Genomic DNA, 19,413 nt, shown 5'->3' with positions numbered 1-19,413 from the left:
AGGGCGTGAATCAGCCACGCAGCGTGAGCAACGCGCGTCTGGCCGTTGATATCGGCGGCACCTTCACCGATGTCGCGATCGAGGCGACGGTGGGCGAGGATCAGGTCCAGCGCTGGACGGCCAAGGTCCTCACCACGCCACATGCGCCCGAGCTTGGCGTGCTGGAAGGCGTCCGCGTGGTGCTGGCCCGCGCGGGCCTGCGGCCTTCCGACATCACGCTGATGATCCATGGCACCACGCTCGCCACCAATGCGCTGATCGAGCGCAAGGGAGCGCCGACCGCGCTGATCACCACCGAGGGCTTCCGCGATGTGCTGGCCCTTGGCAATGAGAGCCGCTACGATCAGTACGACCTGAACATCGAGCTGCCGCAGCCGCTGGTCCCGCGGCGCTGGCGCCTGCCGGTGACCGAGCGCCTGGACAACACCGGCCAAATCCTGGTGCCGCTGGACGAGGACGCCGTCCGCGCCTGGATTCCCTTCCTGAAATCCGAGGGCGTGCAGAGCCTCGCCATCGGTTTCATCCATGGCTTCGTGAACCCGGTGCATGAGCGGCGCGCCGCTGAGATCATCCGCGCCGAATGGCCCGAGCTGCCGATCTCGCTCAGCTGCGAAGTCAGCCCCGAGATGCGCGAATGGGAGCGCTTCTCCACCACCGTCGCCAATGCCTATGTGCAGCCGCTGATGGCCAGCTACCTGGCGCGGCTGGAGGCCGGGCTGCGTAGCGGCGGCATGAGCTGCCCGCTGTTTCTCATGCTCTCGGGCGGCGGGCTCACCACCATCGAGACGGCGTCGCGCTTCCCGATCCGCCTGGTGGAGAGCGGGCCGGCGGGGGGGGCCATCTTCTCGGCGCATGTGGCCAAGCAGCGTGGCTGGGGCAAGGTGCTGAGCTTCGACATGGGCGGCACCACGGCCAAGGTCTGCCTCATCGACGATTTCGCGCCCCAGGCGAGCCGCACCTTCGAGGTCGCGCGCGTCGGCCGCTTCCGCAAGGGCTCGGGCCTGCCGCTGCGCATTCCCGTGATCGAGATGGTGGAAATCGGCGCGGGCGGTGGGTCGTTGGCCCATCTCGACAGCATGGGGCGCATCCAGGTGGGCCCCGAATCCGCGGGCGCCGATCCGGGCCCCGCCTGCTATGGCCGCGGCGGCACCAGGCCGGCCGTGACCGATGCCAACCTGACGCTTGGGCGCTATGACGCGGCGGCTTTCGCGGGCGGTTCGCTGGCGCTGAACACGGGTGCCGCCGAGACGGCGCTGCTGGAGCATGTGGGCAAGGGGCTCGGCCTTGAGGCCGGCATGGCGGCACTCGGCGTGGTCGAGATGGTGGATGAGAACATGGCCAATGCGGCGCGTGTCCATGCCATCGAGAGTGCCAAGTCCTATGAGGGCCGCGCGATCATCGCCTTTGGCGGCGGCGGGCCCGTGCATGGCTATCGCGTGGCCGAGAAGATCGGCGTGAAGAAGCTGCTGGTGCCGAGCGGCGCCGGTGTGGGTTCGGCCATCGGCTTTCTGCGGGCGCCCGTGGGCTATGAGGTGGTGAAGAGCCTCTACACCCGCTTCGCGAGCTTCGACGTGGCGGGCGTGAACGCGCTGCTCGCGGCGATGAGCGCCGAGGCGTCCAAGGTGGTGGCCGAGGGCAGCTTCGGCGCACCCACCGTCGAGCATCGCATCGGCTATATGCGCTATGTCGGGCAGGGGCATGAAATCGCGGTCGCACTTCCGGTGCGGCCGCTGGTGGAGGCGGACATCGCCGCCATCCGCGCCGCCTATGACGCCGAGTACACGCGCTTCTACGACCGCCCCGTGCCGGGTTCGGATGTCGAGGTGCTGAGCTTCGCCGTCACGGTCGCGACGGTGGTGGATGCGGTGCAGGCTGCTGCCGAGGTGGCCGATGCGCCGGCGCCGAAGCCCATCCGCAGCCAGCAGGTGCGCGACACGGCGACGGGCGTTGTCGCCACCTGGCAGGTCTATGATCGCACGCAGATGGCGCCGGGTGCGGAAGTGCCCGGCCCCTGCATCATCGCCGAGGATGAGACGAGCACGCTGGTCGGTCCGGGCTGGTCCTGCCGGATGGATGGGCTGGGCTATCTGGAACTGACGAAGGGGGATGCGTGATGAACAGCGCACTCGAAAAGATCCAACGCCAGATCCAGTGGAACCGCCTCATCGCGGTGGTCGAGGAACAGGCGCAGACCATGATCCGCACCGCCTTCAGCACCACGGTGCGCGAGGCGGGCGATCTCTCGGCCGGCGTCTTCGACCTGGAGGGGCGGATGATGGCGCAGGCCGTCACCGGCACGCCCGGCCATGTGAACTCCATGGCCGAGGCCGTGGGCCACTTCCTCAAGAAATTCCCCGCCCACACGATGAAGCCGGGCGACCACTACATCACCAATGACCCCTGGCTCGCCACCGGCCACCTGCATGACCTGACGGTGGTGAGCCCCGCCTTCCGCAACGGGAAGATCGTGGGCCTCTTCGCCAATACGGCGCATATCATCGATATCGGCGGCCTCGGCATGGGGCCGGAGGGGCGCTCGGTCTTCGAGGAAGGGCTCTACATCCCGATCGTGAAGTGCTTCGAGGCGGGCCAGCCCAACGAGACCTTCTTCGACTTCATCCGCGCCGGTTCCCGCACGCCGGTGGAACTGGAGGGCGACATCTACTCGCTCTGCGCCTGCAATGACGCCGGCGCCAAGCGGCTCGTCGAGATGATGGACGAGTACCGGATGGAGAGCCTGGACGAGCTCGCCGCCTTCATCTTCGACAGCAGCATGTCTGCCACCAAGGCCGAGATCGCGAAGCTGCCGCAGGGCGTGGTCTGGCAGGGCGAGATCCGCTCGGACGGCTATGAGGCGCCGGTCACGCTGCATGCGGCGATGCGCGCCGAGGGCGGCGAGATCGTGGTGGATTTCGCCGGCACCTCGGGCCTTTCCACGCGCGGCATCAATGTGCCGCCGGCCTATTGCCGCGCCTATGCCTGCTTCGGCCTGAAATGCGTGATCGCGCCCGAGATCCCCAACAACTGGGCGAGCCTGCTGCCGTTCCGGATGGAGATTCCGGAAGGCTGCATCCTGAATGCGCCGCGCCCCTATCCGGTCAGCGTGCGCCACGTCATCGGCCAGCTCATCCCCGACCTGATGATGGGCTGCCTCTCCCAGGCCATCCCCGAGCGCGTGAATGCCGAGGGCTCCTCCGCGCTCTGGAATCCGCCGCTGCGCGGTGGTTCGCAGGTCAGCGGGCAGGAGGCGGAGGTCGAGGATTTCGAGATCATCACCTTCAATTCCGGCGGCACCGGCGCGCGGCCCACGAAGGATGGTCTGGACGGCATCGCCTTCCCCTCCGGCGTGCGCACCATGCCGGTGGAGGCGACGGAGAATGTCGCCCCCGTGATCTTCTGGCGGAAGGAGCTCCGACCGGATTCCGCCGGCCCCGGCAAGACGCGTGGCGGCTTCGGCCAGATCATGGAGATCGGCGCCAAGAAGGATGCGGAATTCGCGGTGAATGCGATCTTCGACCGCGTGGCCAATCCGCCCAAGGGCCGCTTCGGCGGCGGCGAGGGCGCGGGCGGCTGGGTCGGGCTGGATGACGCCAACGGCACGGTGCTGCGCACCAAGGGCTTCCAGGTGATCCCGAAGGGTCGGCACCTCGTGCTGAAGCTGCCCGGCGGCGGCGGCATGGGCGACCCGAAGCAGCGCGACCCCGCCTTGGTGGCGCGCGACGTGGCCGACGGGCTGGTGAGCCCGGCGGAGGCGAAGCGAGTCTATGGCCAGGGCTGACACGGCCCTCATCATCGGTGCCGGCGCGGGGCTTTCCGCCTCGCTCGCGCGCAAGCTCGCGGCCGCGGGATGGGATGTGGCGCTGGCGGCGCGGGATGCGGGGAAGCTGGCCGCACTGGCCGCCGAGACGGGCGCCAGCACCCATGCGTGTGAGGCGGCCGATCCGGCCTCCGTCGCCGCACTCTTCGATGCGCTGGATACCGCGCAGCGTGCACCGGCGCTGGTCGTCTACAACCCGAGCTTCCGCGTGCGCGGCCCGCTCATCGAGCTCGACCCGGAGCAGGTGCGCCGCGCGCTGGAGGTCTGCGCCTTCGGCGCCTTCCTCGCGGCACAGCAGGCGGCGCGGCGCATGCTGGCGGCGGGGCGCGGCACCATCTTCTTCACCGGCGCTTCCGCCGGCGTGAAGGGCTTTCCGAAGTCAGCCCCCTTCGCCATGGGCAAGTTCGCGCTGCGCGGTCTGGCCGAAAGCCTGGCGCGTGAGCTGCACCCGCAGAACATCCACATCTGCCATTTCGTGATTGATGGCGGCATCGCCTCCAGCCGCCGCGTGGCCGAGCCGGGCAGCGATTCCCTGCTCGACCCCGACGCCATCGCCGACACCTACCTGCACGCGCTGCACCAGCCGCGCACGGCCTGGAGCCACGAGATCGCGCTCCGCCCCTGGGTGGAAAACTTCTAGGCGGCGCCGCCGCGCTTCTCCACCATCGCGCGGCGCAGCGCGCAGAGACCGACGACGCCGGCGGTGCCGGCCACCGCGCCCAGCGTGAAGGCGCCGCGGATCGCGACTTTCGAGAGCAGCACCCGGGCGCAGATCAGTTTCAGCAACATGTCTCTTCTCCTCGGCTTTCGCCTCGAAGATGGGCTTTGCTGGCCATCTCCGGAAGGGGGCGGCTAGCCTCGCCGGCGGAGAAACCGCACGGAGACCGCCATGCCCCGCCTCGCCCTCGGCCTGCTTGCCGCGAGCCTCTGCATCCAGCCCGTCGCCGCGCAGCGCAGCGGCTTCTATGCGGTGGAGGGGCGCGCCGCGGACGGGACCATCTACATGGGCGCCGCCACGCTGACGCCGACCGGCCCGCAGACCTGGCGGATCACCTGGCGCGTCAGTGGCAACACCTCCGTCGGCGTGGGCCTCACCGTGGGCAAGCTTCTGGTGATCGGATACATTTCTGATCGTGAGACCGGCGTCGCGGCCTATGAGGTGCGGCCGGATGGCCGGCTGGTCGGCCGCTGGACGCAGGGAGCCGAGGGCGGCGTCGGCACCGAGACGCTCATCCCTCGTTGAACCCGTGCCGGATCAGCCGCGCAGGCTCTCCACCATCGCGCCATAGACCATGTTCTTGAACACCATGCGCGTATGCGTGCGGGAAGAAGGCCCCTGCGCCATGAAGACGCCGACCAGCTTCTCCGCGCGATCGATGGTGAAGCTGGTGCCCCAGGCGCCGGCCCACATCGCATCGCCCGGCGAGCCCGGGGCGACGGCGATGCCCTGCTCGCGCCGCACCGCGAAGCCAAGGCCGAAACCGTAGCCCGGACCCGTGCTGGCGGCCGGCGTGCCGCCCATGCTGCCCATGTGGTCGGAGAGCATCCAGTTCACGGTGGGTGCGGAGAGATAGCGCTTGCCCTCGAAGTGGCCGCCATTGGCGATCATCTGCGCGAAGCGGAAATAGTCCGCGCTGGTGCCGACCAGGCCCGCGCCGCCCTTGAAATGGCTGGCCGGGACCGGGTTCTGCTCGATGCGGTAGCTGGCCCACATCGGCGCCGAAAGCGGGTCGGAGGCGATGCTCTCCGCCACGCGCGAACGCCGCGCCGGGTCCACCCACCAGACCGTGTCCGTCATGCCGAGCGGGCTGGTGAGGCGCTCGGCGATCAGCTGGTCGAGCGGCTGGCCGGCCACGCGCTGCAGCAGGAGACCCAGCACATCCGTGCTGATCGAATAGAAGAACTGCGCGCCGGGCTGGAAGGCGAGCGGGATGGTGCCGAGGCGCCGCAGCATCTCATCGGCCGTGACGGGGCCGCGCCGGGCCTCGATGTCATGCTCCTCATAGAGTTCGCGGATGCGCGGGAAGGGGGCTGCGGCGGCGTAGACGAAGCCCGAGGAATGCCGCAGCAGATCCTGCACGGTGATGGGGCGCGCGAGCGGCACCTCGCCCTCGCGGGTCATCACCTTGAGCTCGCGCAGTTCGGGCAGCCATTGGGTGATGGGGTCGCCGATCTTCATGCGGCCCTCCTCCACCAGCATCATGGCGGCGACGCTGGTGATGGGCTTGGTCATGGAGGCGAGCAGGAAGATCGCCTCGCGCGTCATCGGCACGCGGCGGGCATTGTCCTGGTGGCCATAGGCCTCGTGATGGATGATCTGGCCGTTGCGCGCGATGAGCGCCACGCAGCCATTGAAGCTGCCGCGCTCCACCTCCCGCGCCATGGCGGGTTGGAAGCGGGCGAGGCGCGCGCGGGAGAAGCCCTGGACCAGGTCCTGGCTGCGCTCTGCCTCTTGCGCGATCGCGGGCGTGGCGAGCATGCCCGCGGGCAGCAAGGCGAAGTGTCGGCGTTGCATGGTCTCAGTTCCTGATCAGAGGGCAGCCGCCCTCATTGAGGGGGCGGAAGGCGTCCTCGGCGGGGACGGTCGCGCGCAGTTTGTAGAAATCCCACATGCCGCGGGATTCGCGGGGCGACTTCACCTCGAAGAGATAGGCCGGGTGGATCTTGCGCCCATCCTCGCGGATGCGGCCGGGGCCGAAGGCGTCATCCTCAGTCGGCATGCGCTTCATGACGTTCAGCACCTCGATCCCCGAGGCCTTGGCGCGCGGCACGCCCACCTCCATCACACCCTTGAGATAGTGGATGGCGCAGGAATAGGTGCCGGCATGCTCCTGGTTCGGCATGTTCTCGGGCGTGCGGCGCAGGATGCGGCTCGCGAGGCCGCGCGTGCGGTCGTTCAGGTCGTGGTAGAAGACCTCGCTCATCACCATCCCCTGCGCGGCCTCGAGGCCGATGGAGCGGATGTCCTGGACGAACATGATCATGCCGGCGAGCTGCTGGCCGCGGCGGGTGAGGCCGAATTCATGCGCCTGCTTCACGCAGTTCTGCATGTCGGCCGCCGCCATGGCGAGGCCCACCACCTTGGCCCGGCTCGCCTGCGCCTGCAGCAGGAAGGAGCTGAAATCCGTGGTGCCGGGGAAGGGGTAGCGCGCGCTGCCCATCACCCGCCCGCCCGAGCGGGTGACGAATTGCGAGGTGTCGCGCTCCAGCTGGTGGCCGAAGGCATAGTCGGCGGTGATGAAGAACCAGCTGTCGCCACCGGAGCGGACTGTCGCACCCCCAACGACGTTTGCGAACATCCAGGTGTCGTAGGTCCATTGCACCGTATGCGTGGAGCATTGCGGGCCGGTCAGCGCGGAGGAGGCCGCGCCGGAGGCGAGCTGGATCTTGTCCTTTTCGCGCACGAGGTTGGCGAGTGCGAGCGCGATGGCGCTGTTGTTCACCTCGCAGATCATGTCCACGCCCTGGGTATCAATCCAGCGGCGGGCCAGGGCCAGCGCCGCATCGGGCCGGTTCTGGTGATCGCCCGAGAGCACTTCCACCTGCACGCCGCGCTGCGCCATGCCGAGATCCTCGATCGCCTGCTGGACGGCAGCGACGGAGGTGGGGCCGGAGGTGTCGCGATAGGGGCCGCTCATATCGGCCAGCACGCCGATGCGGATCGTGTTGTCTCGGTCTGCGCCCGGCCCGGCAGCGGCGTGGCGGCAAGGGCGGTGGCGGCGCCGAGCGCGCCGCGGCGGGTGAACGGAGTCATGGTGTCGGGCCTCCCTGATTTTGCAGGGATGCTGCGCGGGGTTTCGGCCGCGCGCAAGCGCCAGGATTCAGGCGGCGATCCGATGCCCCGCATCAATGGGATGGACCGAAACCATCTCGGCCGCTGCCCAGAAGACCAGCAGCGCCAGGATCGCCTCGGCGCGGATGGAGCGCGCCAGATGCTCCCGCGCCGCCTCCCCGCCCGCCTCCAGCGCGGGCGTCAGGCGCAGCTTGTGCCAGGCGGCGAGGGCGATCAGGCCCAGCACCAGCGCCAGCTTCGCGATCATCGCCCAGCCATACCAGGCGGCGAAGAGCAGGCCCCAGCGCGGCACCAGCAGCACGGCGGCGATGCCGCCCGCCAGCACCACCACAGCCACCATGGCGATGGCGGCGCGCGACCAGGCGGCGATGAGGGGCGCCTCCCCCGCGCGGGCGGCGCGGATCAGCAATGGCAGGCTGCCGATCCAGAAACCCACGGCCAGCAGGTGCAGCGTCACCAGGGCCGAGAGTTCCTGCCGGGGCCGGTAGAGGGTGGAATGCCCCATGGCGGCGTAGCTCGCCGCCGCCATGAGCGCCCCCATGGCGGCCAGCGCCGGCGCCACCGGCCAGGGTGCGGCCGCCAGCGCCAGCAGCGCGAGGCCGCCTGACCGCAGCCAGAAGGCATCGCCGATGCGCGAGACCATCATGGCCCGCCACACCGCGCCGTCGAACCAGGCCTCGTTGCCGCTGAGGATGTAGGCGCGCAGCAGCAGGCCGAGCAGCGAGACGGCGATGCCGGCGAGCGCCACGCCCAGCAGCCAGCGCCGCAGATGGGCCATTCCCGCCGCGCCCAATCGAGGGCCGAAGCCGGCCAGGAACAGCCCGATACCCGCGGCACCCAGCGACGTGGCGTATTGCGCCGCGCGCAGCAGGACGGTCACGCCATCCAGCAGGCTCGGATCGGGCTGGAGATATTCGAGGATCATCGCGATGCCTCCAGCGTGAAGCGGATGGTGCCCCGGATCGGGTGGCCATCGGCCGAGATGGCGCGCCATTCCAGGCGCAGCGCGCCATGGGGCAGGGGGCCTTCCGGAGCCGCGCGCTCCTCCCGCCTGGGCGTGGCATCTCCGGCGCGCCGCAGCGGCAGCGCCTGGCCGGCGGCGTCAAGCAGGCGCAGCGACGTGACCTGCACCGCCTCGTTGAAGCGCAGGACGAATTCGGCGGGCGGCGTGGTGAGGCGCGCGCCCGGGGCGGGCGTGCTGCCGCTCAGCTCGGAATGCGCGAGCGCGAGGCCGGGCAGCAGGACCAGGGCGGCGGCAAGGGGGATTCGCATGGCTTGGTTCTCGACCTTCCCATAACGGCTGGGTCAAGCGCCGGGATGCGTCTCGCCCTCGATCTTTCCGTCGCGCAGATTCACCATGCGATCGAAGCGGTCGAAGATCTTCTCGTCATGGGTGACGACGAGGATGGCGGCCTGCTGTTCCCGCGCCACGCGGCGCAGCAATTCCATCACCACGCGCGCGCGTTCCGAATCCAGCGCGGCGGTCGGCTCGTCCGCCAGGATGATGCGCGGCTGGTTGGCGAGCGCGCGGGCGATGGCGACGCGCTGCGCCTCGCCGCCCGAGAGCAGGGCCGGCATGGCGCTGGCGCGGCGGCCCACCTGGAGGTGATCGAGCAAGGCGGCCGCCCGCGCCCGCGCCTCGGCGAGACCCACGCCAGAGAGGGTCATGGCGAGCGCCACATTGTCGGTGGCATTGAGGAAGGGCAGCAGGTTGTGCGCCTGGAAGATGAAGCCGATCTTCTCCCGCCGCAGCGCGCGCAGGTCCCGCCGCTTCCAGCCACCCTCCCATACCGTCTCGCCGGCCAGGCGCATCACCCCCGCATCCGGCTCCAGGATGCACGCGACGACGTTGAGCAGGGTGGACTTCCCGCTGCCCGAGGGGCCGCGCAGCCCCACCACCTCGCCCGGCGCCACGCTCAGATGAATGTCGGAGAGCGCCTGCACGCGCGCCTCGCCCCGGCCGAAGCCCTTGGCGATGCCGGCCAGCTCGACGAGGTTCATCCGCCCAGCGCCTGGGCGGGCTCGATGCGCAGCGCGGCGCGCACGCCGAGCAGGCTGGCCAGCAGGCAGATCACGAAGACGACGCCGGCCACGGCCAGCAGTTCCTCGGGCCCGAGCACCACGCGGCGGGGAAACACGTCCTTCACCAGCAGCAGCAGGGTCGCGCCGCTCGCGAAGCTCACCGTCCCCAGGAGCAGCGCCTGCTGCATGACGAGCGAGACGATGGCGCGATCCGGCGCCCCGATCAGCTTCAACGTCGCGATCTCGCGCAGCTTGTCCATGGTCAGCATGTAGACGATCAGCGCCACGATCACGCCTGAGACGAGCAGCAGGATGCCGGTGAAGAGGCCCAATTGCTTGCGCGCGCGCTCCACCACGCTGCGGGTCAGCACCTCCTCCTGATCGGCGGCCGAGAGTGCCGCCAGGTGCTTCCAGCGGCGCAGATGCTCGGTGATGAGCGCGGCATCGGCATGGGGGGCGAGGCGCGCGATGATGGCATTCACCGTGTCCTGCGGCTGGCCCCCGCTGCCGCTGGCCGTGGCGCGGCGCGCGGCGGGCGCGTTCAGCCGGAACTGCAATTCCTGCGCGTCGGCCAGCGTGATCCAGCCCAGCGGATCGCCGCCGGAGGAGACGGCGCGTGCCACCAGCCCCACCACGCGGAAGCGCAGCCCGCCGATCTCGACCATGGCGCCGAGCGGCTGGCCCGCGCCCCGGTCCAGCACCATTTCGCGCCGCGCCGCGACGCCGCGCCCCTGAATGAGCGCGGGCGGGCCGCCCGGCCGGTCCAGTTCATAACCCACGATCTGCACGCGCAGCGCCGCCCCTACGCGCTCGCGCCCCGCCTCGTTGCGGAAGGCGCCGGCGGCGCTGGCGGCGGCGGTGCCGGCCGCCCGCGCCTCGACGGTCTGGAAGGTGACGCTGCCGGCGGCGGTGACACCCGCGATGCGCGCCACCGCCTCGCGCGCGTCGCCCGGGATGCGGCTGGCTTCGGCGAAGGGGCCGCGCGTGCCGCCCTCCACCACCCAGAGATCGGCGTCCAGCGCGCGGGTGAGCGACAGCGCCTCCTCCACCACGCCGCGATAGATGCCGACCATGGCCAGCGCCACCCCCAGCAGCAGGCCGAGCCCCGCGCAGGTCAGCAGGAAGCGGCCGAGCTTGTGGCGGATGTCGCGCAGCGCGAGGTTCATGGGATGGCGCGCGCCGCCCGCCCCTCGCGGAAGCCGGGCAGGATGCGCGTCACCACCTCGGGCATTTCGGGGGCCAGCACCAGGCGCGCATCCAGCGTGCGGCCCACGAAGCGCAGCGGGCGATGGTGCAGCGCGCCGCCCTCCAGCACCCAGCCGCGCCCTTCCGCACCGTCGAAGCCGGTGATGGCGGCCTCCGGCACCAGCCGCGCTTCGGCGAGGCGCCCGGTCTCGATCTCGACCTGGAGCTGCTCGCCCAGGACCGGGCGTTCCGGGCAGCGTTCGCAGCGCAGATGCACGCGCCGCTCCTCCGTCACGCGGTCGCTCTCCAGGCCGATGCGGGTGACGCGGGCGGGGAAGACCTCGCCGGGGAGCGAGCGCAGGCGCACCTCGGCCGGCTGGCCCTCGCGGATGCGGCCGGCGCGGGCCTCGTCCACATGCGCCAGCGCCCAGAGGCTGCCCGGCGCGATGAGGGTGAAGATCGCCTCGCCCGGTGCGACGGCGGCGCCCGCCTCGCGGTTGCGGGCGATGACCAGCGCGTCGAAAGGGGCCCGCAGGCTGTGCTTGGCGAGCGTGCCGCGCTCGGCGGCGAGGTTGGCGCGGGCATCGGCCAGCAGAGCCTGGGCCACGGTGATGTCGGCCCGCGCGACCGCGAGATCGGCCGCCGCCGTCAGCGCCTCCGTCTCCGCGACCTCGGCCGCTTCCAGCGAGCCGCTGCCGCGATTGGCAAGCTCTCGCCGGCGCTGCGCCAGGCTGCGCTTCTGCGCGTAGGTCGCCGCCGCGCGCTCGGCGATGGCGGCGACACGGCCCTGCTGCGCCTCGGCGCTCTGCACCGTGGCCTCGGCGCGGGCGACGCGGGCGCGTTGCGAGGTCTCGTTCAGCCGGGCCAGCACCGTGCCGCGTGCCACCTGGTCCCCGTGGTCGGCCTCCAGCGCCACCAGCGTGCCGGAGATCTCGAAGCCGATGCGGGAGAGGATCTGCGCCTCGACCGTGCCGAGGCCGAAGACGCGCAGCGGAACGTCGCGCTCCACGCGGGCGACGCTCACCTCCAGCGGGCGCTGGCCCCAGGCGAGGAGGCCCGCGGCGATTGCCGCGGGGATCAGCAGCAGGAGGAGCCAGCGCAACCGTTTCATGGTGGGAAAGCTTGCGCCTTCCCACACCGGTCAGGTCAAGCCCGCGCCTGGCCCAGAGGATGATTCAGCGCTTCGGCGATTCCGCCTCCGCGCATCATGCTCTACCGGAACACCAGATCCGGCAGGAACATCACGATGGCCGGCACATAGGTGATGACCATCAGGCAGACGAAGATCACCGCGATGAAGACCGGCAGGTAGCGCATCATGCGATCAATGCTGGTGCCCGCCACCTGGGCGGCGGCGAAGAGGTTCACGCCGAAGGGCGGCGTGATCATTCCCATGGCGAGGTTCACCACCATCACCGTGCCGAAATGCACCTGGTTGATTCCCAGGCGCTCCGCCGCCTCGGCCAGGATCGGCGCGAGCACGATGATGGAGGCCGAGGTCTCGACGAACATGCCGACCACGAAGAGGAAGAGGTTCACGCCCAGCAGGTACCAGACCGGCGAGTCGAAGGTGTGCACGATGAGCTCGGCCGCCGCATCCGGCACGCCCTGGCGGTTGAGCAGCCAGGAGAAGAGGCCGGCGCAGGCGATGATGAACATGATCACGGCCGAGCTGATCACCGACTTCTTGAAGATCGGGTAGAGGTCCCGCACGCCGATCTCCCGGTGCAGGAACATGCCCACCAGCACCGCGTAGATCACGGCGATGACGGAGGCCTCGGTCGGCGTGGTGATGCCGCCATAGATGCCGCCCAGCACGACGAAGGGCATGAAGAGGGCGAAGCCCGCCTGTTTCGTGGCCTTGAGGAAGGGCAGGCGGCCCTCGCCGTCATTCTTCCCCCAGCCGGTGATGCGGCACCAGATGAGCACGGTCGCGATCAGCGCGCCGCCGATCAGGAGGCCCGGGCCGAAGCCCGCCATGAAGAGCTCGGGGATGCTGGTCTGGGTGGTGACGCCGTAGAGGATCATCGGGATGGAGGGCGGGATGATGACGCCGAGCTCGGCCGCCGTCGCCATCAGGGCCGCCGCGAAGGGCACCGGATAGCCCGCCTTGATCAGCGCCGGGATCATCACCGCGCCGATCGCGAAGGTGGTGGCGACGGAGGAGCCTGAGATGGCGGCGAAGATCATGCAGGTGACGATGCAGGTGGCGGGCAGCCCGCCCTGGATGCCGCCCACGATGGACTTGGCGAAATCCACGAGGCGCCGGGAGATGCCGCCCACATCCATCAGGTTGCCTGCCAGGATGAAGAAGGGGATGGCCGCCAGCGGAAAGCGGTCCAGCGCCACATAGAGCTGCTGCGCCGCCACGATCAGCGGGAAATTGGTGAAGTTCGCCACACCGATCACGGCCGCGATGCCGATGGCGACGGCGACCGGGATGCTGGCGGCGAAGAGCACCAGCATCGCGGTGAGCATGAAGGTGCTCATACGGCCATCTCCAGTTCTTCGGATTTGTGGTCGAGGAATTGCCCCAGCGCCCCCAGCACGGCGAAGGCCGCGCCGATGGGCAGCGCGGCATAGCCCCAGCTGATCGAGACCTCGAGGCCCGCCATCTCCTGGAACTTCACGCGCTCGGCCATGATCCAGCCGAACCAGAAGAGCACGCCCATGAGGGAGAGGTTGCCGGCCAGCACCGCCGCCTCGATCCCGCGACGGAAGGCGCCGCGCGAATAGCGGTGCGCCATGTCGATGGAGACGAGGGAGCCGGTGCGGATGGCGGCGGCGAGGCCGAGGAAGGCCATCCAGACCAGCGCGGTGCGGACCAGCGCCTCGGACCAGACGGAGGGCGTCTCGGTCGCGAAGCGGGCCACCACCTGCCAGAAGCCTGCGAAGACCGCGACAAGCAGGGCGGCCACCGCGATGGCGGTGGCGATGCCGGTGGTGACGCGGTCGGCCGCGAGGACGGCGCGGCGGATGCCCGCATGCGGCCCCGCGCCGGGCCGGCCGGCCCAGAGGGCCGCCAGCACCAGCGCGATGGTGCCGCCCAGCACGATCGCGAGCGGCATGGTGTTCATGGGATTCACGCGGGGGGCCCCCTCAAGCAAAAGGCCGCGGGGGGGTACCCCGCGGCCAGGATCGTCAGCGTGGCCGGCTTATTGCGCCGGGCGCCAGTCACGGATGCGGCGCAGCGTGGCGGCGTCCATCGTGCGCTCCCATTCGGCGAAGGCCGGGGCGAGGGCTTCCTGGAAGGCGGCGGTGTTGACGGTCGTGATGACGGTCATGCCGCGGCGGCGCAGCTCCTCGACGCCGGAAGCCTCATCGGCTGTGACGCGGGCGCGGTTGGCGGCCTGCGCGGCGCGGGCGGCGGTCATGAAATGCGCGCGGTCGGCGGCGTTCAGGCGCTGCGTGGTGCCCGGGTTGCAAATCATCACGGCCGGCGAATAGACGTGGTTGGTCAGTGTCATGTAGCGCTGGACCTGGTTCAGGTTGTTGGCCACGATCACCGAGATCGGGTTCTCCTGCCCATCCACCGTGCCCTGCTGCAGCGCGGGCACCAGCTCGCTGAACGCCATCGGCGTGGGCAGCGCGCCGAGGACGGAGAAGGCGCGCATATGCACCTGGTTCTCCATGGTGCGCACCTTGAGGCCGCGGATATCGGCGGGCGTGTTCACGTCGCGGCGCGAATTGGTCAGGTGGCGGAAGCCGTTCTCGGTCCAGATCACGCCATGCAGGCCACGCGCGTTGAAGCGGGCCAGCACCTGCTGGCCGATCTCGCTGTCCAGCACGCCGCGGGCATGGGTGGTGTCACGGAACAGGAAGGGCACATCGAAGATGCGGACCTCGGGCACGAAATTGCCGACGGGGCCGGTCGAGGTGAAGGTGCAGTCGATGGTGCCGATCTGCACGCTCTCGATCATCTCGCGCTCGTTGTCGTTGCGCTGGACGACGATGCGGTAGCGGTTGTTGGTCAGCCGCTCGAAGGTTTCCTTGAACGCGATGGGACCCGCGCCGGTGTGGCTGTTGGGCGGCAGGGCGTGCTGGATGGTGATCTGCGTCTGCGCCAGCGCAGGGCCGCCCATCACGAGGGTGGCGAGGCCCGCCAGCAGGGCGGAACGCCGAAAGGCAGTGCCGAGAATCGTGGACATGTTTCTCTCCGGATTTTGTATGTCCTGGATACGGTATTACTGTCGGCGCACGCAACATGGCGCTTTCGCGCGCCGTGGCCCATGATGACAAAAATCGAGGTTGAGGAACCGGAATGACCCTGCGCTGTGACCTGGTGATCCGCAATGCCACCGTCTTCGACGGCACCGGGGCGCCCCGCTTCGCGGCGGATGTGGCGGTGGAGGGCGATCGCATCGTCGCCGTCGGCGCGCTCGGCAGCGCTTCGGGGCAGGAGGAGGTGGACGCGAAAGGCCTGGCGCTCGCCCCCGGCTTCATCGACGCCCACACGCATGACGACCGCGCCGTGGTCTGCGGCCCCGAATGCATGCACTGCAAGACGAGCCAGGGGGTGACCACCGTCGTCGTCGGCAATTGCGGCGTCTCGCTGGCGCCGCTGCGCCTGTCGAACCGCCCGCCGCCGCCGCTCGACCTGCTGGGCGATGAGAGCTGGTTCACCCTGGGCGGCTTCGGCGAATACGCCGAGGCGCTGGCGAAGAAGCCCACCTCGGTGAACACCTTCGCGTTCTGCGGCCACATGTCGCTGCGCGTCGAGGCCATGGCGGGCGATGTCTACCGCGCGGCGAATGACCGCGAGATCGCCCATATGCAGGAACGCCTGCGCGGCGCGCTTCGCGAGGGCGCGGGCGGCTTCTCCACCGGCCTCTACTACCCGCCCAACGCGCAGGCGCCGACCGAGGAGGTCATCGCCATCGCCGAAGTGCTGCGCGAGGAGGGCGGCCTCTACGCCACCCACATGCGCGACGAGGCGGATTTCGTGATGGAGAGCATCCGCGAGACGCTGCGCGTGGGCCGCGAGGCCGGCACGCCCGAGAAGCCGCTCGAAGTCGTGATCAGCCATCACAAATGCAGCATGAGCGAGAATTTCGGCCGCTCGCGCGATACGCTGGCGCTGATGGACCGCCTGGGCCAGGACCAGCCCGTGGCGTATGACGTCTATCCCTATCCGGCGGGCTCCACGGTGCTGATGCCCGACAAGCTGCGCCAGGACGTGCCGGTGCAGATCACCTGGTCCATCCCGCACCCCGAGATGGCCGGCCGCAACCTTGATGACATCGCGCAGGAATGGGGCATGACGCGCCGCGCGGCGGCGGATCGCCTGCTGCCGGCGGGCGCCATCTCGTTCTCGATGGACGAGGCGGATGTGCGGCGCATCATGGCGCATCCGCGCGCCATGATCGGCAGCGACGGCATCCCGCATGACGCGAAGCCGCATCCGCGCCTCTGGGGCACCTTCCCGCGCGTGCTGGGCATGTATGCGCGCGACTTGGGCCTCTTCACGCTGGAGAGCGCGGTGCACAAGATGACGGGGCGCACCGCGCAGGTCTTCGGCCTGCCCGACCGCGGCGTGATCCGCGCCGGCGCCTTTGCCGACCTCGTGCTCTTCGACCCCGCCCGCGTGCGCGACAACGCGACCTATGCCGAGCCCATGCTGGTCTCGGACGGCATCGCGCAGGTCTGGTGCAACGGCGTGCGGACGCATGTCGAAGGGCAGGGGCCGGGGAGCGCGGCCCCGGGGCGGTTCCTCGGGAATCCGCGCCGCAAAGCCGCCTGATGGCGTCACACCCGGAGGATACGGCGGTCATGCAACCAGGCACCATCCGGCGGGCGGCCATGGTGGGCGGCGTGATCCTCGCGGGCGTGGCCCTGATCGCGGTGGTCTGGCCCGACCACCGGCCCGTCACGCCGGTCGAGATCTATCTCCGGCAGGGCACGCGCCAGGCGACCGAGGCGCTGAAGCGCGAGGTGGACCAGCTCTCCCCGCGCGGCGCCGACCCGGGGCCGGCGGTGCAGCGCCTCAACACGCTGGGCTTCAGCTGCACCGCGCCGGCGGGTGCCGCGGGCGAGTGGAACTGCACCATGCGCCGCCCGATGGAGAACCGGCAGATGCTCTCCATGGAGGTCGTGATCCGTGTGGATCGCGGCAATGTGACCGAGACCGCGGCGCGCATCTGGGACCAGGGCCCGCGCTGACCTTCATCACCAACAACGGAAACGATCCTTGAGCACCGCTGCTGAACGCCTTGTCGGCTTCCTGGTCGAACACGGCATGGACCGGGCCTTTTGCGTCCCGGGTGAGAGCTACATCGCATTGCTGGACGCGCTGCATGACGCGCCGGTGGACCTCGTGGTCTGCCGGCATGAGGGTGGGGCGGGCTTCGCCGCCATCGCGGACGCCAAGCTGACCGGCCGGCCCGGCGTGGTGCTGGTCAGCCGGGGCCCCGGCGCCTGCAATGCCGCGATCGCCCTGCACACGGCCGAGCAGGATGCGGTGCCGCTGATCCTGCTGATCGGCCAGGTGGAGGCGCGGGACCTGCGCCGTGATGCCTTCCAGGAGATCGACTACGGCCGGATGTTCGGCGGCTTCTGCAAATTCGTGGGCGAGGCGAGTCGCCCCGAGCAGGTGCCCGAGCTGATCGCCCGCGCCTATGCGGCGGCGATGCAGGGCGTGCCGGGTCCCGTCGTGCTCTCGCTGCCCGAGGATGTGCTGGCGATGGAATGCGGCGTGGCCGCGCCGGCCATCACCCCCGCGCGCCCCGCGCTGCCCGCGCCGGCCGAGGTGGCCCGCATCTCGGACCTGCTGCACCAGGCCGAACGGCCCATCCTGCTCGCCGGCCACGGCTTCGAGAGCGCGGAGGGCCGCGCGGCGCTCGCGCGTTTCGCGGCGCAATGGGAGGTGCCGGTCGCCGTCTCCTTCCGGCGGCAGGATCTGTTCGACAATGCCAGCCGCTTCTATGCAGGCGATCTGGGCCTCAGGAACCCCGACGCGCAGCGCGCGGCCTTCGCGGAAGCCGATCTGGTGCTGGCCTTCGGCACGCGGCTGACGGACATCACCACCCAGGGCTATTCCTGGCCGGCGCCGGGCCAGCGCCTCGTGCATCTCTGCGCCGATCCGAAGCACCTGAACTGGCAGTTCCCGGCGGATGTGGCGATGACGGCCGATCCGGTGGCCTTGATGACGGTGCTGGGCGCGCCGGGCAAGCGGCCGCCGCGCGGCGAATGGATCGCGCGGCTGCGCGCCCTGCATGTGGCCGATTGCCAGGTGACGCCGCGCGACTGGCAGGATGGCCTTGCCTTCGCCGAGGTGGCGCAGGTGGTGCATGCGGCGCTGCCGGCGGATGGCATCATCACGCTCGATGCCGGCACCTTCGGTGCGCCCTTCTACCGCAAGGCGATCTGGCGGCCGGGGCAGCGGCTGCTCGCGCCGGTCTCGGGCGCCATGGGCTTCGGCGTGCCGGCGGCCGTCGCGGCCCTGCTGCGCGAGCCGGAGCGCACCGTGGTCTGCGGCGTGGGGGATGGCGGCATCCTGATGACGGGGGGTGAGATGGCGGTGGCGCTGGAGCGGCAATTGCCCATCAAGCTGCTGCTCTCGGAGAACCTCGGCTACGCCTCCATCCGCATCCACCAGGAGCGGCAGCATCCCGGCCGCGTCAGCGGCACCATGTTCGCCAACCCGGATTTCGCGCATTGGGCCCAGGCCTTCGGCCTGCCGGTGACGCGCGTGAACACGCGGGACGACTTCGAGGCCATGCGCGCGGCCATCGCCGCCCCCGGGCCGGCGGCGATCCTGGTGAAGACCTCCATGCAGGCGGTGCTGCCCCATGTCGGCTGAGGTTCTCGCCCAATTGGCGCCGACGGGCGTGCTGCGTGCGGCCATCAACATGAGCAACTTCCTGCTCGTCACCGGGCGCGGCCCGGCGGGCGAGCCGGACGGCGTCTCACCCGGCATGGCGCGCGCCATCGCCGACCGGCTGGGCGTGCCGGTGCGGTACATGCCATTCCCCCGGCCGGGCGAGCTGGCTGATGCCGTGGCCCAGTGGGATATCGGCCTGATCGGCGCCGAGCCGCAGCGGGCGGAGAAGATCGCCTTCACGCCCGCCTATGCCGAGATCGAGGCGACCTATCTGGTGCGGGGCGAGAGCCCGATCACCGCCCTGGACCAGGTGGACAAGCCCGGCGTGCGGATCGCGGTGACGGCGCGCGCGGCCTATGATCTCTGGCTCGCGCGCAACATCCATCAGGCGACGCTCGTGCGGGCGGAAAGCCTGGATGGCGCCTTCGAGATTTTCCAGCGGGACGGGCTCGAGGTGCTGGCGGGCCTGAAGCCGCGGCTGCTGGCAGATGCGGAGGCGCTGCCCGGCTCGCGCCTCCTGCCCGGAAATTTCACCACGGTGCAGCAGGCCATCGGCACGGCGCGAGCGAATGCGGCCGCCGCCGCCTGGCTCGCGGATTTCGTGGCTGAAGCCAAGGCGAGCGGGCTGGTGGCCGGGCTGATCGAACGTCACCGGGTGCGGGGCCTCTCCGTCGCGCGCTGAAAATGGTGCAGCCTGCCCAGAAAAGCCGCGATTTCTCCGCCGGTTGCGTTTTGCGGCGGAAACTTCACGCCATGTGACGTTGACTTCGTTTGGAA

The 19,413-nt window shown here is 70.3% G+C and carries 19 protein-coding genes; 8 read left to right on the top strand and 11 right to left on the bottom strand.

What is annotated here, in order from left to right:
* Nucleotides 1-23: 23 nt before the first annotated feature.
* The 3 genes from ACQ860_RS04865 to ACQ860_RS04855 are packed head-to-tail and all read left to right on the top strand — an operon-like array spanning nt 24 to nt 4,457.
* The gene (locus ACQ860_RS04865; protein ID WP_431302285.1) at nt 24-2,114 is read left to right on the top strand and encodes a hydantoinase/oxoprolinase family protein; all 2,091 of its coding nucleotides are present in this window, start codon (nt 24-26) and stop codon (nt 2,112-2,114) included.
* Nucleotides 2,114-3,778: a hydantoinase B/oxoprolinase family protein gene (locus tag ACQ860_RS04860; protein WP_431302284.1), complete on the top strand. Its 1,665-nt coding sequence runs from the start codon at nt 2,114-2,116 to the stop codon at nt 3,776-3,778. The genes ACQ860_RS04865 and ACQ860_RS04860 overlap by 1 nt, the downstream gene beginning before the upstream one ends.
* The gene (locus ACQ860_RS04855; RefSeq protein WP_431302283.1) at nt 3,765-4,457 is read left to right on the top strand and encodes an SDR family NAD(P)-dependent oxidoreductase; all 693 of its coding nucleotides are present in this window, start codon (nt 3,765-3,767) and stop codon (nt 4,455-4,457) included. Before ACQ860_RS04860 ends, ACQ860_RS04855 begins: the two co-directional genes overlap by 14 nt.
* Here ACQ860_RS04855 and ACQ860_RS04850 read toward each other — a convergent pair.
* Nucleotides 4,454-4,606 (bottom strand): hypothetical protein, encoded by a 153-nt coding sequence (locus ACQ860_RS04850; protein WP_431302282.1) that lies wholly within the window; start codon nt 4,604-4,606, stop codon nt 4,454-4,456. The genes ACQ860_RS04855 and ACQ860_RS04850 overlap by 4 nt on opposite strands.
* Nucleotides 4,607-4,706: 100 nt before the next feature.
* On the opposite strand from ACQ860_RS04850, the gene ACQ860_RS04845 reads away from it, so the two are divergent.
* On the top strand, nt 4,707-5,060 hold the full coding sequence (locus ACQ860_RS04845) for a hypothetical protein (RefSeq protein WP_431302281.1): 354 nt from the start codon (nt 4,707-4,709) through the stop codon (nt 5,058-5,060).
* A gap of 12 nt (nt 5,061-5,072) precedes the next feature.
* Here the strand turns inward: ACQ860_RS04845 and ACQ860_RS04840 are convergent, their stop codons facing one another.
* From ACQ860_RS04840 to dctP, 10 genes are all read right to left on the bottom strand, one after another.
* The gene (locus ACQ860_RS04840) at nt 5,073-6,332 is read right to left on the bottom strand and encodes a serine hydrolase domain-containing protein (RefSeq protein WP_431302280.1); all 1,260 of its coding nucleotides are present in this window, start codon (nt 6,330-6,332) and stop codon (nt 5,073-5,075) included.
* 4 nt (nt 6,333-6,336) lie between these two features.
* A complete protein-coding gene (locus ACQ860_RS04835; protein ID WP_431302279.1) occupies nt 6,337-7,455 on the bottom strand; it encodes an ABC transporter substrate-binding protein in 1,119 nt (372 codons plus the stop codon).
* Between the two features lie 183 nt (nt 7,456-7,638).
* Nucleotides 7,639-8,535 (bottom strand): CopD family protein, encoded by an 897-nt coding sequence (locus ACQ860_RS04830; protein WP_431302278.1) that lies wholly within the window; start codon nt 8,533-8,535, stop codon nt 7,639-7,641.
* Nucleotides 8,532-8,882: a copper resistance CopC family protein gene (locus tag ACQ860_RS04825; protein ID WP_431302277.1), complete on the bottom strand. Its 351-nt coding sequence runs from the start codon at nt 8,880-8,882 to the stop codon at nt 8,532-8,534. The genes ACQ860_RS04830 and ACQ860_RS04825 overlap by 4 nt, the downstream gene beginning before the upstream one ends.
* Nucleotides 8,883-8,915: 33 nt before the next feature.
* Entirely contained in the window at nt 8,916-9,611 is a 696-nt protein-coding gene (locus ACQ860_RS04820) for an ABC transporter ATP-binding protein (protein WP_431302276.1), read from the bottom strand.
* Nucleotides 9,608-10,798 (bottom strand): ABC transporter permease, encoded by a 1,191-nt coding sequence (locus ACQ860_RS04815; protein ID WP_431302275.1) that lies wholly within the window; start codon nt 10,796-10,798, stop codon nt 9,608-9,610. Before ACQ860_RS04815 ends, ACQ860_RS04820 begins: the two co-directional genes overlap by 4 nt.
* Complete coding sequence (locus ACQ860_RS04810; RefSeq protein WP_431302274.1) at nt 10,795-11,919, bottom strand: efflux RND transporter periplasmic adaptor subunit; 1,125 nt, start codon at nt 11,917-11,919, stop codon at nt 10,795-10,797. The genes ACQ860_RS04815 and ACQ860_RS04810 overlap by 4 nt, the downstream gene beginning before the upstream one ends.
* A 110-nt stretch (nt 11,920-12,029) precedes the next feature.
* Nucleotides 12,030-13,307, bottom strand: a complete 1,278-nt coding sequence (locus ACQ860_RS04805; protein ID WP_431302273.1) for a TRAP transporter large permease — start codon at nt 13,305-13,307, stop codon at nt 12,030-12,032.
* Complete coding sequence (locus tag ACQ860_RS04800) at nt 13,304-13,885, bottom strand: TRAP transporter small permease (RefSeq protein WP_431302272.1); 582 nt, start codon at nt 13,883-13,885, stop codon at nt 13,304-13,306. Before ACQ860_RS04800 ends, ACQ860_RS04805 begins: the two co-directional genes overlap by 4 nt.
* An 87-nt stretch (nt 13,886-13,972) precedes the next feature.
* Nucleotides 13,973-14,965, bottom strand: coding sequence for a TRAP transporter substrate-binding protein DctP (gene dctP, locus ACQ860_RS04795; protein WP_431302271.1), 993 nt, complete (start codon nt 14,963-14,965; stop codon nt 13,973-13,975).
* 113 nt (nt 14,966-15,078) lie between these two features.
* Here dctP and ACQ860_RS04790 point away from each other — a divergent pair, with 113 nt between their 5' ends.
* Genes ACQ860_RS04790 through ACQ860_RS04775 form a run of 4 tightly spaced genes read left to right on the top strand, consistent with a single transcriptional unit; the run spans nt 15,079 to nt 19,318 of the window.
* Nucleotides 15,079-16,557, top strand: a complete 1,479-nt coding sequence (locus ACQ860_RS04790) for an N-acyl-D-amino-acid deacylase family protein (protein ID WP_431302270.1) — start codon at nt 15,079-15,081, stop codon at nt 16,555-16,557.
* 29 nt (nt 16,558-16,586) lie between these two features.
* Nucleotides 16,587-16,976 carry a hypothetical protein gene (locus ACQ860_RS04785; protein WP_431302269.1) on the top strand — a complete coding sequence of 130 codons (390 nt, stop codon included), beginning with the start codon at nt 16,587-16,589 and terminating at the stop codon, nt 16,974-16,976.
* A gap of 28 nt (nt 16,977-17,004) precedes the next feature.
* Nucleotides 17,005-18,615 carry a thiamine pyrophosphate-binding protein gene (locus ACQ860_RS04780; RefSeq protein WP_431302268.1) on the top strand — a complete coding sequence of 537 codons (1,611 nt, stop codon included), beginning with the start codon at nt 17,005-17,007 and terminating at the stop codon, nt 18,613-18,615.
* Nucleotides 18,605-19,318: a transporter substrate-binding domain-containing protein gene (locus ACQ860_RS04775; RefSeq protein ID WP_431302267.1), complete on the top strand. Its 714-nt coding sequence runs from the start codon at nt 18,605-18,607 to the stop codon at nt 19,316-19,318. The genes ACQ860_RS04780 and ACQ860_RS04775 overlap by 11 nt, the downstream gene beginning before the upstream one ends.
* The last annotated feature ends 95 nt before the right edge of the window (nt 19,319-19,413 follow it).

Origin of the sequence: Sediminicoccus sp. BL-A-41-H5, assembly GCF_050632405.1 — a bacterium.
Taxonomy (GTDB): Bacteria; Pseudomonadota; Alphaproteobacteria; order Acetobacterales; family Acetobacteraceae; genus Roseococcus.
Note: the sequence above shows the minus strand (reverse complement) of the source record. Positions and strands in the feature narration are given on the sequence as shown.